Origin of the sequence: Frankia alni ACN14a (assembly GCF_000058485.1) — a bacterium.
In the GTDB taxonomy this organism is placed as follows: Bacteria; Actinomycetota; Actinomycetes; order Frankiales; family Frankiaceae; genus Frankia; species Frankia alni.
In genome coordinates this window covers 54,696-74,346 of the sequence record NC_008278.1, presented here as the reverse complement: position 1 = coordinate 74,346, position 19,651 = coordinate 54,696, and the positions used below count along the sequence as shown (strand labels likewise).

General features: G+C 74.0%; 15 protein-coding genes. 9 read left to right on the top strand and 6 right to left on the bottom strand.

Features of this window, described 5'->3' with window-relative positions; all coding sequences use genetic code 11:
* Positions 1 to 101: 101 nt before the first annotated feature.
* From FRAAL_RS00340 to FRAAL_RS00330, 3 genes are all read left to right on the top strand, one after another.
* Positions 102 to 1,175 (top strand): alpha-ketoacid dehydrogenase subunit beta, encoded by a 1,074-nt coding sequence (locus tag FRAAL_RS00340; RefSeq protein WP_011601338.1) that lies wholly within the window; start codon positions 102 to 104, stop codon positions 1,173 to 1,175.
* 31 nt (positions 1,176 to 1,206) lie between these two features.
* On the top strand, positions 1,207 to 2,820 hold the full coding sequence (locus FRAAL_RS00335) for a dihydrolipoamide acetyltransferase family protein (protein ID WP_011601337.1): 1,614 nt from the start codon (positions 1,207 to 1,209) through the stop codon (positions 2,818 to 2,820).
* A 120-nt stretch (positions 2,821 to 2,940) separates the two neighbouring features.
* Entirely contained in the window at positions 2,941 to 3,177 is a 237-nt protein-coding gene (locus FRAAL_RS00330; RefSeq protein WP_009741405.1) for a hypothetical protein, read from the top strand.
* Between the two features lie 126 nt (positions 3,178 to 3,303).
* On the opposite strand, the gene FRAAL_RS00325 is transcribed toward FRAAL_RS00330, so the two are convergent.
* Together FRAAL_RS00325 and FRAAL_RS00320 are read right to left on the bottom strand one after the other, a co-directional pair.
* A complete protein-coding gene (locus tag FRAAL_RS00325) occupies positions 3,304 to 3,696 on the bottom strand; it encodes a DUF6458 family protein (RefSeq protein WP_041938603.1) in 393 nt (130 codons plus the stop codon).
* A 127-nt stretch (positions 3,697 to 3,823) separates the two neighbouring features.
* Entirely contained in the window at positions 3,824 to 5,674 is a 1,851-nt protein-coding gene (locus FRAAL_RS00320; protein WP_041938602.1) for an acyl-CoA dehydrogenase, read from the bottom strand.
* 167 nt (positions 5,675 to 5,841) lie between these two features.
* On the opposite strand from FRAAL_RS00320, the gene FRAAL_RS00315 reads away from it, so the two are divergent.
* On the top strand, positions 5,842 to 9,750 hold the full coding sequence (locus tag FRAAL_RS00315; RefSeq protein WP_011601334.1) for a patatin-like protein: 3,909 nt from the start codon (positions 5,842 to 5,844) through the stop codon (positions 9,748 to 9,750).
* A 127-nt stretch (positions 9,751 to 9,877) separates the two neighbouring features.
* On the opposite strand, the gene FRAAL_RS00310 is transcribed toward FRAAL_RS00315, so the two are convergent.
* The 3 genes from FRAAL_RS00310 to FRAAL_RS00300 form a co-directional block, all read right to left on the bottom strand.
* Positions 9,878 to 10,732, bottom strand: a complete 855-nt coding sequence (locus tag FRAAL_RS00310) for a hypothetical protein (protein ID WP_157891935.1) — start codon at positions 10,730 to 10,732, stop codon at positions 9,878 to 9,880.
* A 77-nt stretch (positions 10,733 to 10,809) separates the two neighbouring features.
* Positions 10,810 to 12,297 (bottom strand): DHA2 family efflux MFS transporter permease subunit, encoded by a 1,488-nt coding sequence (locus tag FRAAL_RS00305; RefSeq protein WP_011601331.1) that lies wholly within the window; start codon positions 12,295 to 12,297, stop codon positions 10,810 to 10,812.
* Positions 12,298 to 12,960 carry a nitroreductase family protein gene (locus FRAAL_RS00300; protein WP_011601330.1) on the bottom strand — a complete coding sequence of 221 codons (663 nt, stop codon included), beginning with the start codon at positions 12,958 to 12,960 and terminating at the stop codon, positions 12,298 to 12,300.
* Between the two features lie 90 nt (positions 12,961 to 13,050).
* On the opposite strand from FRAAL_RS00300, the gene FRAAL_RS00295 reads away from it, so the two are divergent.
* The 4 genes from FRAAL_RS00295 (at position 13,051) to FRAAL_RS00280 (ending at position 18,619) form a co-directional block, all read left to right on the top strand.
* The gene (locus tag FRAAL_RS00295; RefSeq protein WP_011601329.1) at positions 13,051 to 13,521 is read left to right on the top strand and encodes a MarR family winged helix-turn-helix transcriptional regulator; all 471 of its coding nucleotides are present in this window, start codon (positions 13,051 to 13,053) and stop codon (positions 13,519 to 13,521) included.
* Positions 13,522 to 13,642: 121 nt separating this feature from the next.
* A complete protein-coding gene (locus FRAAL_RS00290; RefSeq protein ID WP_011601328.1) occupies positions 13,643 to 14,518 on the top strand; it encodes an ATP-binding cassette domain-containing protein in 876 nt (291 codons plus the stop codon).
* A gap of 1 nt (position 14,519) precedes the next feature.
* Positions 14,520 to 15,233: an ABC transporter permease gene (locus tag FRAAL_RS00285; RefSeq protein WP_041938601.1), complete on the top strand. Its 714-nt coding sequence runs from the start codon at positions 14,520 to 14,522 to the stop codon at positions 15,231 to 15,233.
* A 179-nt stretch (positions 15,234 to 15,412) separates the two neighbouring features.
* Positions 15,413 to 18,619: an ATP-binding protein gene (locus FRAAL_RS00280; protein WP_041938600.1), complete on the top strand. Its 3,207-nt coding sequence runs from the start codon at positions 15,413 to 15,415 to the stop codon at positions 18,617 to 18,619.
* A gap of 37 nt (positions 18,620 to 18,656) precedes the next feature.
* On the opposite strand, the gene FRAAL_RS00275 is transcribed toward FRAAL_RS00280, so the two are convergent.
* On the bottom strand, positions 18,657 to 18,980 hold the full coding sequence (locus FRAAL_RS00275; protein WP_011601325.1) for a hypothetical protein: 324 nt from the start codon (positions 18,978 to 18,980) through the stop codon (positions 18,657 to 18,659).
* A gap of 201 nt (positions 18,981 to 19,181) precedes the next feature.
* Between FRAAL_RS00275 and FRAAL_RS00270 the strand changes: the two genes are divergently transcribed.
* Positions 19,182 to 19,637 carry a hypothetical protein gene (locus FRAAL_RS00270; protein ID WP_011601323.1) on the top strand — a complete coding sequence of 152 codons (456 nt, stop codon included), beginning with the start codon at positions 19,182 to 19,184 and terminating at the stop codon, positions 19,635 to 19,637.
* The last annotated feature ends 14 nt before the right edge of the window (positions 19,638 to 19,651 follow it).

Here is a 19,651-nt window from a genome sequence, read left to right as displayed (position 1 = left end):
AGGGATGGGCTCGACATGAAGGGTGGACTCGTGGCGGGCGATACGCACGGACCAGAGGGAACGCACGCACCAGAGGGAACGCACATGTCCGGGGAGGCGTGGTGACCAGCGGGGCTGTCATCACCGGCGAGCAGCCCGCCGAGGTCGGGGGGGAGCGGACCGACGAGCCCGCCGCCCCCGCGCCGATCACGCTCGCGAGGGCGTTGAACCTGGGCCTGCGCTCGGCGATGGCGGCGGACCCCAAGGTGGTCGTGATGGGCGAGGACGTGGGCACCCTCGGCGGCGTCTTCCGGGTGACCGACGGCCTGCAGAAGGAGTTCGGCGAGGCCCGGGTCATCGACACGCCGCTGGCCGAGTCGGCGATCGTCGGGACCGCGATCGGGCTGGCCATGCGCGGCTACCGGCCCGTCTGCGAGATCCAGTTCGACGGCTTCGTCTATCCCGCGTTCGACCAGATCGTCAGCCAGCTCGCGAAGCTGCACTATCGCTCCGGCGGGCGGATCAGGCTGCCGGTGACGATCCGCATCCCGTTCGGCGGCGGCATCGGCGCCGTCGAACACCACAGCGAGTCTCCGGAGGCGTACTTCTGCCACACCGCGGGGCTGAAGGTCGTCGCCTGCTCGAACCCGGTCGACGCCCACCAGATGATCCAGCAGGCGATCCGCTCCGACGACCCGGTCATCTTCCTGGAGCCGAAGCGACGGTACTGGGAGAAGGCGGTGGTGGACCCCCGTCCACCGGGCGAGGTGTCCCCGGACGGGACCCTCGGCCTGCACAGCAGCGTGGTGGTGCGCGCGGGCACCGACGCGACCCTGGTCGGCTACGGCCCGACGGTGCGGACCTGCCTGGATGCCGCCGAGGTCAGCGCGGCCGACGACGGCCGGTCGCTGGAGGTCGTCGACCTGCGCTCGTTGTCCCCCCTCGACCTCGAGCCGGTGCTCGCCTCCGTGCGGCGGACCGGGCGGCTGGTCGTGGTGCACGAGGCGCCGTCGAACGTCTCGGTCTCCGCGGAGGTCGCCGCCCGCGTCACCGAGCAGGCGTTCTACTCGCTGGAGGCGCCGGTGCTGCGGGTCACCGGGTTCGACACCCCCTACCCGCCCGCCCGCCTCGAGGACCACTACCTGCCCGACGTCGACCGCATCCTCGACGCGGTGGACCGATCCTTCGGCTACTGACCCGCCCGCACTATCCGAACTGGGGTTCCTCGTGGCGCAGCGACAGTTCCGGCTCCCTGACCTGGGCGAGGGTCTGACCGACGCGGACATCGTCCGCTGGCTCGTCCAGGTCGGCGACTCCGTCACGGTGAACCAGCCGCTCGTGGAGGTCGAGACCGCCAAGGCGGTCGTCGAGATCCCGAGTCCGTTTGCCGGGATCCTGGTGGAGATCCACGGCGAGGCGGGCAGCACCCTGGCCGTCGGCGCACCGCTGCTGACGGTCCGGACGGCCGATAGCGGGCAGCCCGAGCCCGTGGACGCGGCCCCCGAACCGGCGGCGGCCGCCTCCGGATCCACCGGCGGCGCGGCGGGCGGTGGACGGCTGCCGGCCTCCCGCGACGGCGGTGCCGGCGAACGCATGCCGGTGCTCGTCGGCTACGGGCCGCGCCAGGGTCAGCAACGTCGCCGCAGCCCCCGCCGCCAGGCCGCCCCGGGACCCGCCCGCGCAGGCGGACCACCACGGGTGGACGACGCGGTGCTCACCACCCCCCCGGCTCTCGCCACGCCCACCACGCCCGCTGCGCCCACCACGCCCGGCGTGCCCGCGGCACTCGCCACGCCCGCCGCGCTCGCCAAGCCCTCGGTGCTCGCCAAGCCACCCGTCCGCAAGCTGGCTCGCGACCTCGGTGTCGACCTCGCCGGGATCGCCGGCACCGGCCCCGACGGCACGATCAGCCGGGACGACGTCCAGGCCGCCGTGCGCACCACCGCCCAAGGGGCACCCACGGCGACCCCGGCGTCGCCGACCGCACCGAACGCGCCCACCGCACCGGGACTGCCCACCGCGCCGGACTGGCGCACCGTCTCGGACCTGCCCGCCGGGCCGAAGGCGGCGCCGCCCGGCCACCGGCGGATCGGCGCGGTCCCGGCCGACGCGGCCTTCTCCCCCGCGACCGGCGCCTGGCACGTGCCCGTCGTCGGGGTGCGGCGCTCGATGGCGCAGGCCATGGTGGCCAGCGTCACCGCCGCGCCGCACGTCACCGAGTTCCTCAGCGTCGACGTGACCGCCACCATGGCCGCCCGCGAGCGCGTGGCGGCGCTGCCGGAGTTCGACGGCATCAAGGTCACCCCGCTGCTGTTCGTCGCCAAGGCCCTGCTCGTCGCCGTGCGTCGGCATCCGATGATCAATTCCCGCTGGGTCGAGGACGGCGGCGCGGGTCGGGCGGAGATCCAGGTCCCAGACCGGGTGAACCTGGGCATCGCCGTGGCGGGGCCGCGCGGGCTCGTCGTGCCGAACATCCCCGACGCCGGCCGACTCGATCTCGTCGGCCTCGCGCGGGCGCTGGCGGGGCTCACCGGCTCGGCGCGGGCGGACCGGCTCGACCCGGCGGATCTTCGCGGCGGGACCATCACCATCACCAACGTGGGGGTGCTCGGCGTCGACGTCGGAACACCGATCCTGAACCCGCCGGAGGCCGCCATCCTTGCTCTGGGTTCGATCCGTCCCACGCCCTGGGTCCACGACGGTCAGCTCACGGTCCGTACGGTGGTGCAGCTCGCCCTGTCCTTCGATCACCGCATCGTCGACGGGGAACTGGGTGCGGCGGTGCTGTCGGATGTCGGCGCGGTGCTGACGGATCCCACGCTCGCCCTCGCCTGGTCGTGATCGACTCATCGGATCCACCAGCTCGCCACAAAGCACGCGAGAGGGGCGCACAACGGCGCACAGTCGGCCCCCTGGTACGGTTGCGCCTCTGACCGGCTTCCGGCACAAAGAGGTGGAACCATGACGCGAGTGGAGGCACTTCAGGCCGCGGACGAGTTCGTCGCCAAGGTTCTGACCTCCGCCAACTCCAGCGGCCGGTTCACCGGCACGCTGAACCTGGCCGAACGGGTCGACCTCACGCTCCGGGTGGCCCGGTTCCTCCTGGAGGGGCAGTCCTCCTCGGACACCGACGACCTGCTGAAGCGGGACATGCGCAACGAGCTGGATCAGGCCTTCCCCCCGCTGCGCACGTCCTGACGCAGACCCGGACGACCAGGCCGCCCGGAGCCCGGTTCCCCGAACCCGGGTTCACGGGTCGTTCGGGGAGGCGGGTCGGGCGGCCGGACGGCCGGCCAGGCAGACGGGCCGGCAGAGGGTGGGAGCTCACCGCCGCGACGCGGAACGCTCCTCGGTGCCCACGTGCACGACAGGCTGCGGCTCGGGGTCCGCCTCCGGGTGGCGCGCGGAGTTCAGCTTGCGGTCCTCCTCGAGCGTCAGGCCCGGCTCACGCCGGCGCGGCGCCTCGACCGGGGTGACCGGGTCGACCAGGACCGTGTCGTCGACCGAGATCGGCGTCGGCACGCCGCTCTCCACCGACTCCTCGACGATCTTGCGGCGCCACTGGCTCTGGTACAGCGTGATACCGAGACCGACTGCGCTGACGAGCATCATGATGAGGCCGACCATGTCGAGGTCGAGGCCGGAGGGATCGGAGCGGACGGCGAAGGCGAGGATGGCGCCGAGGGCGAAGAAGGCGAGGCTCAACGGGATTCCCATGCCGCCCCATCTACCCGCGGATCCGCCCAATACAACCTCGCCGAGACAGCAATTGCCACGGATCGCGTGAGACCTTCCGCGATCCGTGGCAACCCCCAGATGACCGGGCCCGGTGGAGGACCGGGGATCAGAACGCCTCCGCCGGGAGATCCATGAGCCCGAGCCCCGTCGACTCGGCCACGGCCCGGCGCGCCTTGAGCTCGGGCAGCACGTTCGCCGCGAACCACCGACCGGCAGCAACCTTGCCCTGGTAGAAGGCCGTGCCCTGGTGGCCGCCGGCCGGGCCCTGGCCGGTGCCCGCCTCGTCGAGAGCGCGCAGCGCCGCCTCGGCACCCCGCAGCAGCAGCCAGCCGATGAGCACGTCGCCGATGCTGAGCAGCAGGCGGGTGGAGTTCAGGCCCACCTTGTAGACCTGCCGGGCGTCGTCGGCGGCGGCGGTGAGGTAGCCGACCATCGAACCCACCATCGCCTGGACGTCGTCCAGCGCCGCCCCGAGCACCTCCCGCTCGTACTGCAGCGCGCCGTTGCCGGCCTCCGCCTTCACGAAGGTCTGGATCTCCCCCAGCACGGCGGTCAGCGCCTGTCCGCGATCCCGGACGATCTTCCGGAAGAACAGGTCCTGACCCTGGATCGAGGTGGTGCCCTCGTAGAGAGTGTCGATCTTGGCGTCCCGGATGTACTGCTCGATCGGGTAGTCCTGCAGGTAGCCGGAGCCCCCGAAGATCTGCAACGAGGTCGAGAGCAGCTCGTAGGACCGCTCGGAGCCGACGCCCTTGACGATCGGCAACAGCAGGTCGTTGATCCGGACCGCGAGCTCGTCGTTCCCGCCGCGCGCCGCCGCCTGGGCCACCCGGTCCTGGAACGTCGCCGTGTACAGCACCAGCGAACGCATGCCCTCGGCGTAGGCCTTCTGCAGCATGAGCATCCGGCGGACGTCGGGATGGTTGATGATCTCCACGCGGGGTGCGGTCTTGTCGGTGGACCGGGTGAGATCGGCGCCCTGTACCCGGGTCCGGGCGAAGTCGAGCGCGTTGAGGTAGCCCGACGACAGCGTGGCGATGGCCTTCGTGCCGACCATCATCCGGGCGTACTCGATGACCTGGAACATCTGCGCGATGCCCTCGTGCACGTCGCCGACCAGCCAGCCGACCGCCGGGGTCCGCTCGCCGAAGCTCAGCTCGCAGGTCGCGGAGACCTTCAGGCCCATCTTCTTCTCGATGTTGGTGACGTACACGCCGTTGCGCTCACCGGGCTCTCCGGTCGCCGGATCCGGCATGAACTTCGGCACGACGAACATCGACAGGCCCTTGGTGCCCGGGCCGTGCCCCTCCGGCCGGGCGAGCACGAGGTGGATGATGTTCTCCGGAACATCCCAGTCGCCGCTGGTGATGAAGCGCTTGACGCCCTCGATGTGCCAGGTCCCGTCGGGCTGCTCGACCGCCCGGGTCCGGCCGGCGCCGACGTCGGACCCGGCGTCCGGCTCGGTGAGCACCATCGTCGCGCCCCAGTGCCGCTCGATGGCGTAACCGGCGAGCGTGCGCTGCCACTCGTTGCCCAGCCGGTGCAGGATCGCCGCGAAGGTCGGGCCGGCCATGTACATGAACACGGCCGGGTTCGCCCCGAGCAGCAGCTCCGCGGCGGCCCACGCGACCGTCGGCGAGGCGCCGAGCCCGCCGAGGTCCGTCGGGACGAACAGCCGCCACCACTCGCCGTCCTGGACCGTCAGGTAGGAACGTTTGAAGGACTCGGGCAGGGTGACCGTGCCGGTGGCCGGGTCGAGCGTCGGCGGATGACGGTCCGCGTCGGCGAACGACTCCGCGACCGGGCCGGTGGCCAGGTGCTCCAGCTCGGCGAGCACCTCGTGCGCGGTCTCGGCGTCCATCTCCTCGAACGGAGCGGTGCCGAGCGTGCGATCGACGCCGAACACCTCGAAAAGGTTGAACTCGAGATCCCGCAGGTTGCTCCGGTAGTGGCCCATGAACGGCTCCTTTCCGGGAGCGCCGGGCGGCGCGCACGGCCGGGACCGGCTTGCTACTCGTGAGTACGGTGTTCCCATGCTACCCGCGAGTAACCCGTTGACAAGTAGGGCGACGCGGTAGACGGCCCCACCAATTCGCACCGACCGCGACAAGCACGGATCGGGCGATGTCCGGCACGTCTACCCTTGCCACCATGCGTGACGAGGCGACCCAGGAAGTGCGGCTTGCGGTCGTCATGACCGGTGGTGCCAGCCTCGCCGTGTGGATGGGTGGAGTCGCCACCGAGATCAACCTGGCCACCAGCCCCGGGCGCAGCCGCGCCGACGATGCCGACGCCGCGGTCGCCGCCCGGTACGCACGGCTCGCGGCCATTCTGGATGTCGAGCTCAGCGTGGACGTGCTCGCCGGCGCCTCCGCCGGTGGGATCAACGCGACCATGCTCGGCTTCGCGAACGCCCGTGACGGCGACCTCTCCCCACTGCGCGAGCTGTGGCTGTCGCTGGGCTCGCTGGACACGCTCATGCGCACCCCGAACGAGAAGGCGTACCCGTCGCTGCTGCGGGGGGACGCCGCCGTGCTGCCCGCCCTGCACACCGCCCTCGCCGCCGTGGCCGGGACGGCCGCGCCGCAGCAGTCCGCCGCCGCCCGGCCGACCTCGGTGTTCGTGACGACGACGATCCTTCGGGGCGAGGTCGCCGAACACACCGACTCCCTCGGCGGCACGATGTACGACGTCGACTACCGGGGCCTGTTCGTGTTCGGCACCCCGGACCTCACCGATCCCGCGGCGATCCCCCGCCTGGCGCTCTCCGCCCGGGCCAGTTCCGCGTTCCCGGGCGCGTTCGAGCCGGCCTACGTGCCGGTCGGTCACGCCGTCGACGACGCCCACCCCGACATGGCGCGCTTCGTCAACGCCGCCCGCTCCTTCCACGCCTCCGACGGCGGGATCCTCGTGAACCGGCCGATCGGCCCGGCGCTGGCGGCCGTCTTCGACCGCCCCGCCGAACGCCAGGTCCGCCGGGTGCTGACCTACGTCGTGCCGTCCCCCCGCCCGACCTCGTCGACGCCCGACGCTCACCCCGGCGGTCGGCACGCCCCCGGAACGGGCCAGCTCACCGCGGTGCACCAGACAGCCGGGGCGCACCAGCATCCCGGAACGCACCAGCTCCCCGGAACGCACCAGCCTCCCGGAACGCACGAGACACGCAGACCTGGACTGTTCCGCGGAACACGACCGGCCCGCGGAACACGACCGGCCCGCGGGACGCGACCGGCCCGCGGAGCACGACTGTTCCGCGGAACACGGCACGAGCTGGAGCGGGCGAGCGACGCCCCGCCGGCGCCGCCGCTGCCGTCCGTGAGCGGCACCCTGCTGGGGGCGCTCGGCGCGGCCCTGAACCAGTCGATCGGCACGGACCTCGCCGCACTGCGCGAGCACAACGAGGCCGTCCGCGGAGCTCGGGCCGGCCGCCGGCGCCTGCTGCGGCTGGCTCCGGCGGGCTCGGCCCGGCTGGCCGACGACAGCGTCTACGACGCCTACCGGCGCGCGGTGGCCGAACAGATCGCGGTGCCGGTCATCGAGGCGCTGCTGCGCGTGCTCACCGACCGCTCGGACCTCCCGCGCCCGCCGGACGCCGATGCGCTGCGCACCGACGCCGCGGGCCGGGCCCAGATGACCAACGCCGCCGTCGGCGCCGTCCTGACGACGTTGCCCGGCCGGCTACCGGGCGTCGGGGACCTCGACGAGCTGTGGCGGCTCGGCCAGCCCGCGCTCGACGGTGTCCGGGGCATTCTCGTCTCCATGATCAACGAGGGGTACGTGCTGTGCCCCGAGCCGGTCGAGCGGGCCCGCCTCGCCCAGCTCGCCGCCGCCGTCCACGACGCCGCCCTGGCCGCGTCCGGCGGCAGCCCGCCGAGTCCCACCGGACCCGGCCGCGGAGAGGGGGGCGCGGCCGCGTCGAGAATCGCGGACGCGCGCGGGCCCGCATCGCTCTACACCTCATCGCCGCGCCCGGGGGTGTTCACGACGGTCAGCGAGACCCTCGCCGCGATGCCCGGGGCCCCGCTGCTCGACGTCCTCGAGGAGGCGACCCGCCGGTGGCTGCGCTCCGATCCCGCAGGAACGGCCGATGCAGCAGAGGCAGCAGGTCCGAGCGGTCCGGCGGGTCACGGCGGTCCGGCGGGTCACGGCGGTCCAGCGGATCCCGGCGGCTCGGCCCAGCCGGGGTCCGGGTGGGCGTCCCTCGCTCCGGTCGTCGCCGAGCTGCGTGGCGAGATCGCCGCCCTCGTCCGTCGCTGGACCCCGCACACGCCACCCCCCGCGGGGTCCAGGATCCAGCCGGCGGGGCTCAGCGTCGGGCAGCGCCGGGCGCTCGCCGCCCGCACGCTCACCGACTTCGTCCACTACCTGCCGACGACCGGTGCGGACGCACTGATCGCCCTGCTCGATCTGCACCTGGTCGAACGCGCCACGACCGGCGTCGTGCTGGACCAGCCGGTCGAGCTCGTCCAGATCAGCGCCGACCTTCCGACCGCCCTCGATCCCACCCGCCGCCTCGCCGAAGACAAGGTCACGGGCCTGCAACTGGGCAACTTCGGCGCCTTCGCGAAATCTTCGTGGCGGGCCAACGACTGGATGTGGGGTCGGCTCGACGGCGCCGGCTGGCTCGTGCGCATCCTGCTCGACCCGCGCCGCCTCGTGCTGCGCCGGGACCTCGCCGTCCCCCCCGGGCCCCCGGCCGACCCGGGCGGCGGTGCCGGCGAGGGGCGGCTCGCCGGCACCGCGACGCTCGCCCGGCGGGGCTGGCTGGTCGCGCTCGTCGACGACCTCGCCGAGGTCGCGGGCACCCCCGTCCCCCAGGACGCGCTCGACGAACTGGCCTTCCTCACCGATCCGGACGCGCCGGTTCCGCCCAGCCTGCCGGTCACGGCCACCTGGGTGGCCGCCGGCCTCCAGCGGGACATCGCGGCCAAGGAGCTCGTCGGCCTTGCCCGGGCCGTCCGCCAGGACAACGACTCCGGCCTCGATCCGCGACCCACCGCCGACTTCCTCGCCGCCGTCGACCTCGCTCTCGCCCCCGAACCGGCCAGCCCCCCACCCGCCAGCCCCCCACCGACCAGCCCCTCCCCGGCCGGAAGCACCGACGGAACGAGGGCGGGTGCCTCCACCGGAGCGGAGGTGATCTCGCTGGCGGCGGCCGCAGCCGCCCGGGTCGCGGCCTCGCAGCGGACCACCGCAGAGCAGGCCACACCAGAGACGGCCACGGCAGAGACGGCCACGGCAGAACAGCGGGCCACGGCAGAGAAACAGTCTCCAACAGGGCGGCGGGCCATGGCGGCGCCGGCAACCACGCAGGAGCCGCCACCCGCCATGCCCGCCGCCTCAGGGCCGTCGCCCCCGCAGCGGCCGTCAGCCCCGCCACGGCCGCCGGGCCTCAGCGGGGTGCCGGTGGCACCGGGAATGCTCGCGCCGCGAGAGGTGGACGGCGTTCTACGGGCCTGCCAGGTCCCGGCGGAACGCATCACCGACCGGGCACAGGGCCCGATCCTCGTCACCGCCCTGGTCCAGATCATCGCCGTGATCGCCGCCTGGACTGCCACGATGCGGATCCTGCCGCGGCCCCTGCGACCGGCGGCGTTCGTGGTGCGCACGGCGGCGCGGCTGGCCTACGAGCTGGTCCGGGACGTCTCCCACGGTCGGCGGCGGGTGGTGATCGGGCTGGGGGCGGCGCTGGTGCTCCTGGGGGTCGCCGGTGGTCTGGTCAGTTCCGGCGCGGTCGGGGGACTGGGCCTCCTCATCGCCCTGCTCGGGCTGCTGATGGTCGGACTGACGAGCTGGCGACGGGTGCCCGGCGGGCTGGCCGTGCTCGCCGCCGGACTGATCGCGGTGATCGCGGCGGCGGGGGTGTTCCCGGTGCTGCACGACCGGCTGTTCGACTGGCTGGAGGACGACGCGGTTCCCTACCTCGCCGACCATCCCTGGGCGTGGGCGACCGTGTTCGCCGCGCTCGTGCTGCCCGGCGCCTGGTCGCTGGCGGAGGCCCTCACCACCCGCCGGGCCCGCCACCGGCGCTGAGCGCGAGCCGACCCGGCCCCGCCGCGGTCGCAGGAGACGTCCGACCAGCTCAGCCGCCCAGGAGGCCCCGGCCGCTCAGAAGGCCTCAGCCGCTCAGGAAGCCCAGCCGCTCACGAAGCCCAGCCGCTCAGGAGACGTCCGACCAGCTCAGTAGGCCGTTCGGGTCCCGCAGGCAGGACACGGGCCGCCCGGCGGAGTCTCGCAGGACCCGGCCGACGTCCGCCTGCTGGCACGACCCGCCCTCCTCCGGCGGCGGCTGGACCGACGACGTCGGCGGCTCGGTGGACCACCGGCCACCGGCGGAGGACCCGGCACCACCGGCGGAGGTCCCTGCACCACCGGCGGAGGACCCTGCACCATCATCCGGGACGCAGTAGAGCACCAGACCGTTGACGGCCGTCGCCGGGGCCTTGTTGCGGCCGGGCGCGCACGCCTCACCGAGGAACACCGCCGACGGCTGCGGAGTCGGGACCATCGTCGCCGCGGCAGCACCGCCGCCCCCGCCGGCCGCGCCGGGGGCGGGGCTCGCCCCGGGCGCCGCCGGCGCCGCACCCGCACCCGCACCGGCCGAACCCGCGCCCCCAGAACCAGCCGAACCTCCAGAACCAGCCGCGCCCCCGGCCCCAGCCGAGCCCGCAGCCCCGGACGCGCCGGACGAACCACCGCCGGACGTGACGCCGTCGGGCGCGGCGCTCGCCGTCTCGGTGGCGCCCCCGGCAGCCGCCGGGGTCGCGGTGGACGCGGCCGACGTGCCCCGGTCCGGTGGGAAGGGGCTGGCCGTGACCGAGGTGTCCGACCGGGCTGCGACGCCCTCACCCGTCGAGCCGGAGGACTCCGAGCAGCCGACCACAACCGCGAGCAGCAGGCCGCCCATCACGGCCAGACCGAGCCGACCCGAGCTCGAACGGGGTGGCGGCCGACGGCCGTACCCCGGACGCGGGCGGGCGGACCCGTGCCGTCCCGGTGCTTGCGCACCACTCACGGCGAACCTCCCGTCGCAGGTCGGGAGCCGAGTCATACCCGGTTTCGGGCCCGGCCGACCAAGGCCCCCGGTCCAGCTTAGGTAGCCTCCCGCTCCCGCCGGGGCAACTTGGCGGGAACTGGGCCGTCCGGGCCCGTTCCCGGCGAGGTGGGAACCCGTTGGGCAACGCTGCGCATCGTCGCGGAGGCATCCGCGTCACGGATGAACAACGCAAGCACCGCACCCACCAACGCGAGCGTCGCGGGGACGAGGAAGACCCAACGTCGCGCGAACGCGCCGGCTGCGGCGGAGCCCGCGTCGGGCAGCGCCAGAACGGTGGCCACGAGCGCGACGCCGAACGCGGAGGCGAGCTGCCGCTGGGCGTTGAACAGCGCCGAGGCGTCGCCGGTGCGCATCGGGGTGATGGTCGCGAAGGCTGCCGTCTGGGTCGACAGGAAGACGAACGACATGGCGAAACCGGCGAGGAACATCAGCGTGCGCAGCGTCCACGGCGACGCCGAGATGGTCACCGCGGCGAACAGCCCGATGGTCACGGCGGCCGCGGCCAGACCGCCGGCGAGCAGTCGCCGTGGCCCGATCCGAGGGTAGAGCGAGCCGGCGACCTGCGAACCGATCATGACGCCGACGGCCTCGGGAAAGACCAGGAGCCCGGCCCTGGTGGAGCTGGCGCCCTCGATCGCCTGGGCGAGCAGCGGCACCAGGTAGAGCAGGGCCATGAAGGCCATCACGCCGAAGGTCATGACGAGGTTGCTCATCCGGAAGATCCGGTTCTTCATGATCTCCAGGGCGAGGACGGGGTGCGGCACCCGCGTCTCCCAGTAGATCATCGCGGCGGTCGCCACCAGGCCGGCGGCGCCGGTGAGGAGCACCGCGGGCGATCCCCATCCGTGGGACGGGCCGGTCGACACGGCGTACAGGATGCCGGCCAGCCCACCCGCGGCGAGCAGGAAGCCGACGAGGTCGAACCCGCGCGCCGCCGTCGCGGGGACGTCGGCGAGGAACACCAGCCCGTACAGCAGCGTGGCCAGCCCGAGCGGCACGTTGACGAGGAACACCCAGTGCCACGACAGGCCGTCGGTGAGCAGGCCGCCGAGCACCGGGCCGAGCGCCGGGGCGACCGCGGTCGGGATCATCATGACGCGGGCCGCGCGGGCGCGCTGCTGCGGCGGGTAGACCCGGTAGAGCATCGTCGTGCCCACCGGGGTGAGCAGGCCGCCGCCGACGCCCTGCAGGATCCGCCAGCCGACGAGCTGCCCGACGTCGCCCGCGGTGGCGCACAGCGCGGACGCAACGGTGAACACGGTCAGGGCGGCGAGGAAGACCCGCCGGGCGCCGAAACGGTCCGCGAGCCAGCCCGACGCTGGGATGACCACCGCGAGGCTGACCAGGTAGCTGGTCACGACCGTGTCGATGGAGTCGGTGCCGGTTCCCAGATCGGTGGCGATCGACGGCAGCGCCACGTTGACGATCGTCGCGTCCATGATCGCGAGAAACATCGTCGCCACGAAGACGACGGCGACGACCGTCCGCTGGTCGGCGGGGCGCGGCACGCGGATCGCGGCCATCTACCCGACCGGGCCAGGGCTCGCCGAACCGATCGGCCGCGCCGCCCCGGCAGTCGCCGCGGCCTGGTCGGGGACGGCCGCGACGACGGGCCGCAGGGCCCCGTCCACGGCCAGCTCGGCGGCGACCTGGTCGAGCGGGACCGCGGGCCGGGGAGGCAGCGGCACGGCCTCGGCCTGCGTGCCGAGCTCGACCCAGCCGACCAGCTCCTCGCCCTCGGCCAGCCCGAAGGCCGCCCGGACCTGCGCACTGTCCGGCAGCGGGACCGACTTCCAGGCCGAGGCGAGGCCCAGGGCGTGGGCGGCCAGGCAGATGTTCTGCGCCGCGGCGGCGGCGGAGGCGTCCTGCTCGGCGACGGGCACCTTCGACTCGACGCGGGCCGCGACGACGGCGATGAGCGCCGGGGAGCGGGTGGCCTTGCCGGCGGCCTTGCGCACGACCGGTTCGGGCAGGGTGCCGACGGCCTGCGCCGCCGCGGCGATGGCGCCGGCGAGGGTGGAGCGCGCGTCGCCGCGCACGACGACGAACCGCCACGGCCGCAGCATCTTGTGGTCGGGCGCCGTGGTGGCGGCGCTGAGCAGGACGGCGAGCTGCTCGGTCGTCGGCCCGGGTTCGACGAGTCGGGTCGCGGTGCGACGCGTCATGAGGCAGGCGAGGGCATCCACGGGGACTCCTTCATTGACGAGGTACCCTCACTATGAGGAGTACCAGCCTAAGATAACGCCACCGCCACCGTAGACGAGGAGGACGCCCGGATGCCGCCACCGGACACCGGCGACGAGGTCGTGAACCTGTTGCTGGCCGCCGGCCACCAGGTGCGGCACGCGGTCGACGAGGCGTTGCGGGCGAGCGTCGGGCTGACCCTGCGCCGGTTCAAGGTCCTGCAGCTGCTTGCGGACACCGGTCCGTGCCGGCTGCGCGACCTCGCGGACGCGGTCGCGGTGGCGCCCCGGACGATGACCGAGACGGTGGACGGTCTGGAGTCGGACGGTCTGGTGGCGCGCCGCTCGCATCCCACCGACCGGCGGGCGGTGCTGCTGGCGCTCACCCCGGCGGGCCGGGAGGCGCTCGCCGTCGGCCGCCGGCGGCGGGCGGAGACGGTGGCCGGCTTCACCCGGCATCTCACCGCGGCGCAGCGGAACCAGCTCGTCGAGCTGCTGGCGTCCATCCCGCGGCACGTACCCGCCCCGCCCGGATCCACCCGTTCCGGGGCAGCCCAACGGTAGGGCAGGGGCAGCGAGCGGTTACCGTAGAGACCGCCGCGATCGGACGATCCGCCGGGAGGCTCCCGTCACCGCCGTCGTCCAGGTAGACCGCCTGACCAAGCGATACGGGTCGCACCACGCCGTGCGGACGATCAGCTTCGCGGTTCGCGAGGGCGACGTCACCGGCTTCCTCGGCCCGAACGGCTCCGGGAAGACGACGACGCTGCGCGCCCTGCTGGGCCTGGTGGCCCCGACCTCCGGTGCGGCCCTGGTGTTCGGTCGCGCCTACCGTGACCTCGATCATCCCGCTCGCAGGGTCGGCGCGGTGCTGGACAACGCGTCGCATCCCGGCCGCAGCGCCCGTGACCACCTGCGCGCCCTGGCGATGCCGCTGCGCGTCGGCCGGCGCCGGGTGGACGAGGTCCTGGCGACGGTCGGCCTGGACGCCGCCGCGGACCGTCCGACCGGCGGGTTCTCCCTCGGTATGCGGGGCCGCCTGGCGCTCGCCGCGGCCCTGCTCGGCGATCCCGCGCTGCTCATCCTCGACGAGCCGACCGGCGGCCTGGACCCGCAGGGCGTCCGGTGGTTACGGGGGTTCCTGCGGTCGTGGGCGGCGCAGGGGCGCACCGCGCTGCTGTCCAGCCACGTCCTCGCCGAGGTCAGCCAGACCGTCGACCACATCGTGATCATCAGCCGGGGTCGCGTCGTGCTCGACGCGCCCGTGGACCGGCTGGGCGGCGGGCACGTCGAGGTGCGCACCCCCGAGGCGGCGCGCCTGGCCGGCCTGCTCGCGGAGCAGGGTCTGGTCCCCAGCGGCGTCGAGCGCGACGAGCTGCGGCTGCCTGCCGGGACGGCCGAGCAGGTCGGCCGGATCGCCGCCCGGCACGGGATCGCGCTCGTCGAACTGCACACGCACGGCCAAGACCTGGAGGAGATCTACTTCGCGCTGACCCACCCCGGCGACGCCGCCGGGTCGGCGGGACCCGGCCCGGCGGTGTCACCGCAGGGTGCCCGCTGAGATGCCCGGACGACAGGCCGGGGTGGGCCTGCTGGTGCGTACCGAGCTGTTCAAGGTCGCGAGCAGCCGCTGGCAGCCGGTCGCCCTGACGGCGATGGTGATCCTGCACGTGCCGCCGATGCTGTGGGCCGGCCAGAACGCGCAGGCGGCCTGGAACGGGCTGCGGTCGCGCTCGGGGCTGTTCACCGCCTACACGGTGATGGCGTTCGGTGTCCTCATCGTCGCGCAGGAGTACCGCCACCGGACGGCGGCCCTGGCGTTCCTCGCCGTTCCGGGGCGCCGCCGGATCACGATCGCCCAGTACCTCACCGTCGCCGCGGTCGGCCTGGTCCTGAGCGCGGCGCTGTTCGCCGGCTGGCTCGTCGTCGGCGCCGTCCGCCACGGCGGGCCCGGCATGCATCTCGACCGGCCGGCCGACGTCGCCGCGGCCTACGGGGTCGTCGCCGTCACCGTGTGCGCGGCGGGCGCCGTCGGCGTGGGCGTCGGCACCCTGCTGCGCGGGTCGACGGGCGCGCTGCTCGCCCTGGGCGGCTGCGGCGCGTTCGAACCGCTGCTGGACGCCACCCGCTTCCGCGGGCCGGTCACCGCCCCGCTGGGCGTGCTGGCCTGGCCGACCTCCGAACTCGAGACCGCCGCCCTGGTGAGTGCCGTCGGCTGGGGGATCCTTGCCCTGGCCGCGGGGCTGTTCGCGGTGGGACGGGACCTGTCCTCATGATCGAGGCATCGCGCCCGGCGGCCGGCGGCCCCCGCGGTCCGGACCGGTCGCCGCGCCCCACGGTCCCACCGCACGGACGGGACGGAAGTGTGGCACCGGTGTGGGACGGATCACCTCCGACGCGTCGGGTAGGCGCATCCCCCACCGCGCCGGCCCGAGATCGGCCTACCATCCGGCACATGGTGCCGTGCCCGACATGCGCGGAGGACAACCCCGAGCGGGCGCGCTTCTGTTCCGGGTGTGGGAACCCCCTGCCCACCGCCGGAAGCGGGGCGCGCAAGACTGTAACGATCATGTTCGTGGACATCGCCCGGTCGACGGACATCGGCGAGAAGATCGACTCGGAACCGCTGCAGCAGGTGATGTGGCGGTTCTTCACCACCGTGCGCGAGGTGATCTACAACCACGGCGGCTCGGTCGAGAAGTTCATCGGCGACGCCGTCTTCGCCGTCTTCGGCATCCCGGTGCTGCACGAGGACGACGCGCTGCGCGCCGTGCGCTCGGCGCTGGACATCCGGGCCGCCATGGAGGCGCTCAACGCCGATCTGCAGGAGAAGTGGGGCCTGCGGCTGCGGGTGCGGATCGGGATCAACACCGGCGAGGTCACCGTCGCCGGTGGCGGCGTCACCGGGGACGCGGTCAACGTCGCCGCCCGGCTGGAGAGCGCCGCGCCACCGGACGAGATCCTCATCGGCGACACCACCCACCGGTTCATCCGCCACAGCGTCACGGTGACCCCGCTCGGACCGCTGGTCGTGCAGGGCAAGCGGGACCCCCTGCGGGTGCACCGGCTCACCGGCCTGGTCGACCCGACGGCGGGCCCCGGCAGCCGGGCGCAGATCCACGGCTTCACCGCGCCGGTGATCGGCCGCAACCGGGAGCGCCGCCGCCTGCAGGACGCGTTCGAGGCGGTCGTCGAGGAACGCGCCTGCCACCTGTTCACCGTGCTCGGCTCGGCGGGCATCGGCAAGTCCCGGATGGTCGGCGAGTTCTGCACGTCCATGGCCACCCGGGCCACCGTCCTCACCGGCCGCTGCCTGTCCTACGGCGAGGGCATCGCCTACTGGCCCCTGATGGAGATGGTGCGCCAGGCCACCGGGCTGACCGCCGACGAGTCCGCCCCGGACGGCCGCCGCCGGCTGCGCGAGCTGCTCGACGGCGTCGGGCAGGCCGCCGAGATCGTCGAGGCGCTCGCCCCGCTGGTGGGGCTCGGCGGCGCCGAGCTGGGCCCGCAGGAGAGCTTCTGGGCGGTCCGCTCGTTCTTCCAGGCCCTGGCGGCGCGCCGGCCGCTGATCCTGTGGTTCGACGACGTCCACTGGGCCGAGCCGACGCTGCTCGACCTGATCGAGAACATCGCCGACTGGTCCCGCGACGCACCGATCATGCTGCTCTGCCTGGCCCGCCAGGAGCTGCTGGAGGACCGCCGCGACTGGGGCGGCGGCAAGTTCAACGCCACCTCGATGCTGCTCGCCCCGCTGACGGAGGCCCGCTGCCAGCGCCTCATCCGCAGCCTCATGGGCTCCGACGACCTCGACCCGGCGCTGGTCACCCGGATCACCACCTCGGCCGCCGGCAACCCGCTGTTCGTCGAGCAGATGGTCGCCGCCCTCGTCGACGACGGGCTGTTGCGCCGGGAGGGCAGCAGGTGGATCGCCACCGGCAGCCTGCGCAACGTGACGGTGCCGCCGACGATCTCCTCGCTGCTCGCCGCCCGGCTCGACCGCCTCGACCCGCCCGAGCGCCGCGTGCTGGAACGTGCCGCCGTCGTCGGGGAGCGTTTCTACCTCGACGCCGTCATCGACCTGTCCGATCCGGCCGAGCGGTCGATGGTCAACGTGCACTGCCTGAACCTGGTCCGCAAGGAGCTGGTCCACCCCGACCGCTCGGATCTGCCGGGCGTCGAGGCCTTCCGGTTCCTGCACGTGCTGCTGCGCGACTGCGCCTACGAGTCCACCGCCAAGCGCCGCCGCGCCGACCTGCACCAGCAGTTCGCCCACTGGCTGCAGGCCCGCCTGGTCGGCGGCCCGGGCGAGCACGACGAGCTCGTCGGCTACCACCTGGAGCAGGCGTTCCGCTACCGAGTGGAGATCGGCCAACGCGACGCGGAGACCATCGAGCTGGGCCGGTCCGCGGCGACCTGCCTCATCGAGGCCGCCGACCGGGTGCGTCAGGGCGACGAGACCGGCGCCGCCCAGCTGCTCAAGCGGGCCATCACCCTGCTGCCCGAGACCGACCCGCTGCGGCTGCGCGCCGAGATCGACCTCGGCTGGGCGCTGTACTCGTTCGGCCGGTTCTCCGACGCCGAACGCATCCTGCGCCAGGTCACCGAGCGGGCCCGGCGCGCCGGGGAGGACGGGCTGCGGGCGCACGCGCGGCTCGCCCACCTGCGGGTGCTGTTCTCCACCGACCCGGAGGGCCTGGTCGCCACCACGCTGACCGAGGCCGCCGCGTCGTTGGCCAACTTCGTCCGCTCCGGCGACGACGTCGGCGCGGCGTTGGCCTGCCGCAGCCAGGCCAACGCCTATCTGGCCGCCGGCCAGTTCGCCGCGGCCGAGCGGGCGATGGAGAACGCCGTGCGCCACGCCGAGGAGTCCGGGGTGCCGCGGGCGGCGCAGTCGCTGCGCCGCGAACTCACGCTGCTGACGAGCTGGGGGCCGCGGCCGGTCGCGAGCAGCCTGGCGCGCGCCGGGGAGGCCCTCGACGCGGCCGGGGACGACCGGGCGCTGCGCCGCGCCCTGCTCGCCCAGCTCGCCGTCCTCACCGCGATGTCGGGCGACCTGGAGGGCGCGCGCATCCACCTCAAGGCCGCCGAGGAGATCGTCCACGACCTGCGGGCCCCGCGGGCCGATCCGCTCCACGGCGGGTTCGTCGTCGCCCGGGTGGCCCTGCTCGCCGACGAGCTGACCGTCGCCGAGCGGGAGCTGCGCCGCAGTTGCCGGGCCCTGTCCCGGATGGGGGAGCGGGCGCTGCTGGCCAACCGCGCCGCGGCGCTGGCGGACGTGCTGGTGCGCCTCGGCAAGGTCGACGACGCCGGCAAGTACGTGACCCGCTGCCGGGACGCCGCCGCGGCCGACCAGCTACCCGCCCAGGCCGGCTGGTGCGGGGTGCACGCCCGGCTGCTGTCCCTGCGCGGCCGGGACGCGGAGGCGCTGCGCTTCGCCGACACCGCCGTCGACCTCGCCGGGCGCACCGACGACGTCGACGGACAGGGCCACGCGCTGCTGTCGCGGGCGGAGGTGCTCTACCGGGCCGGGCGCAAGGACGACGCCGCGGAGAGCATGGAGGCCGGCATCGCCCGGTACCTGCACCGCGGCAACGTCGCGGCGGCGAATCTCGGGCGCCGCCTGTTCGAGACCCTCGACCGGCCGTCGTCGCTGTCCGGCTGAGAAGCCGGGGACCCGAGGGCGCGGGCGCGTCCCGCGCTCAGCGCAGCAGGCCGCGCAGCCGGGCCTGCTCCTGCAACCAGTGCAGCTCCTGGGCCCACAGCCGCAGCCGCTCGACCGCGGCGAGCTGCCGGGCGAGCGCCTCGGCGACCGCCGGCCGGCTCAGCGCCTCGACGCCGGACGGCGACCACTGCCAGTCGGCCTCCTCCTCGCAGGCCCGCCGGTAGGCGGCGCGGCGCAGGACGATCTCGGCGAGGGCGTAGTCGACCTGCTCGGTGAGCAGGTGAAGCCGCGCCAGCAGGTCCGCATCACCGACCCAGGGACGGCCGCTGTAGGCGGGCAACGGTACGGGCCGCACAGACATGTTGTTCGAAGCGTACGAGCGAACCGTCCGCGGGAACAGTACCGGGGGTGGACAGATCGGTGACCTTCCACCCCACCCCGGGGGATACCCGGGTCGGGTGAGATGGCCGCCCGGATGTGAGCAACCGGGGTCGATGGGAAGGCATACGGTACGGCGCCGGCGGCGTCGGTCGGATCCGTAAGTCGGCCTGGGGGTCTTTCGGTGAGTCTCACACCACCCGTCCTGCTGATGGTGCTCGGATTTCCGCTTCTCGTCATGGCTGGAATGCTGATGATGGGTGGGATCGAGAAGAAACTGATCGGTTCACGCAGCATGCTGTCCCGGGTGGCCGAGGAGGCCGCCACCGTGGTCGGGTCCGCGACCGCGGGCGGCACCGACGGCCCCGCCGGCGCCGGGCTCCCGGCACATTCGGCACTTGTGGGCCACTTCCGGACAGATGACGTCCCCACCGCTCCCCTGCGCTTCACGCTACGGACAGTGATGGCGGACGACGGCGCCCGCGCCCCGCGGATCACCGCGACGTCCGCCCTGGCGCCTGCCCTGGACTCCAGCATGGCGGCCGCCGTGGCGAGCTCCGCCGCGGTTTCGGCCGCCCACACCCACCCGCTGGACCGCCCCCAGCCGGCTCCCGCGAGCCCCCCATCGCTGGCGGGCTGACGGCGGCAGTAGCC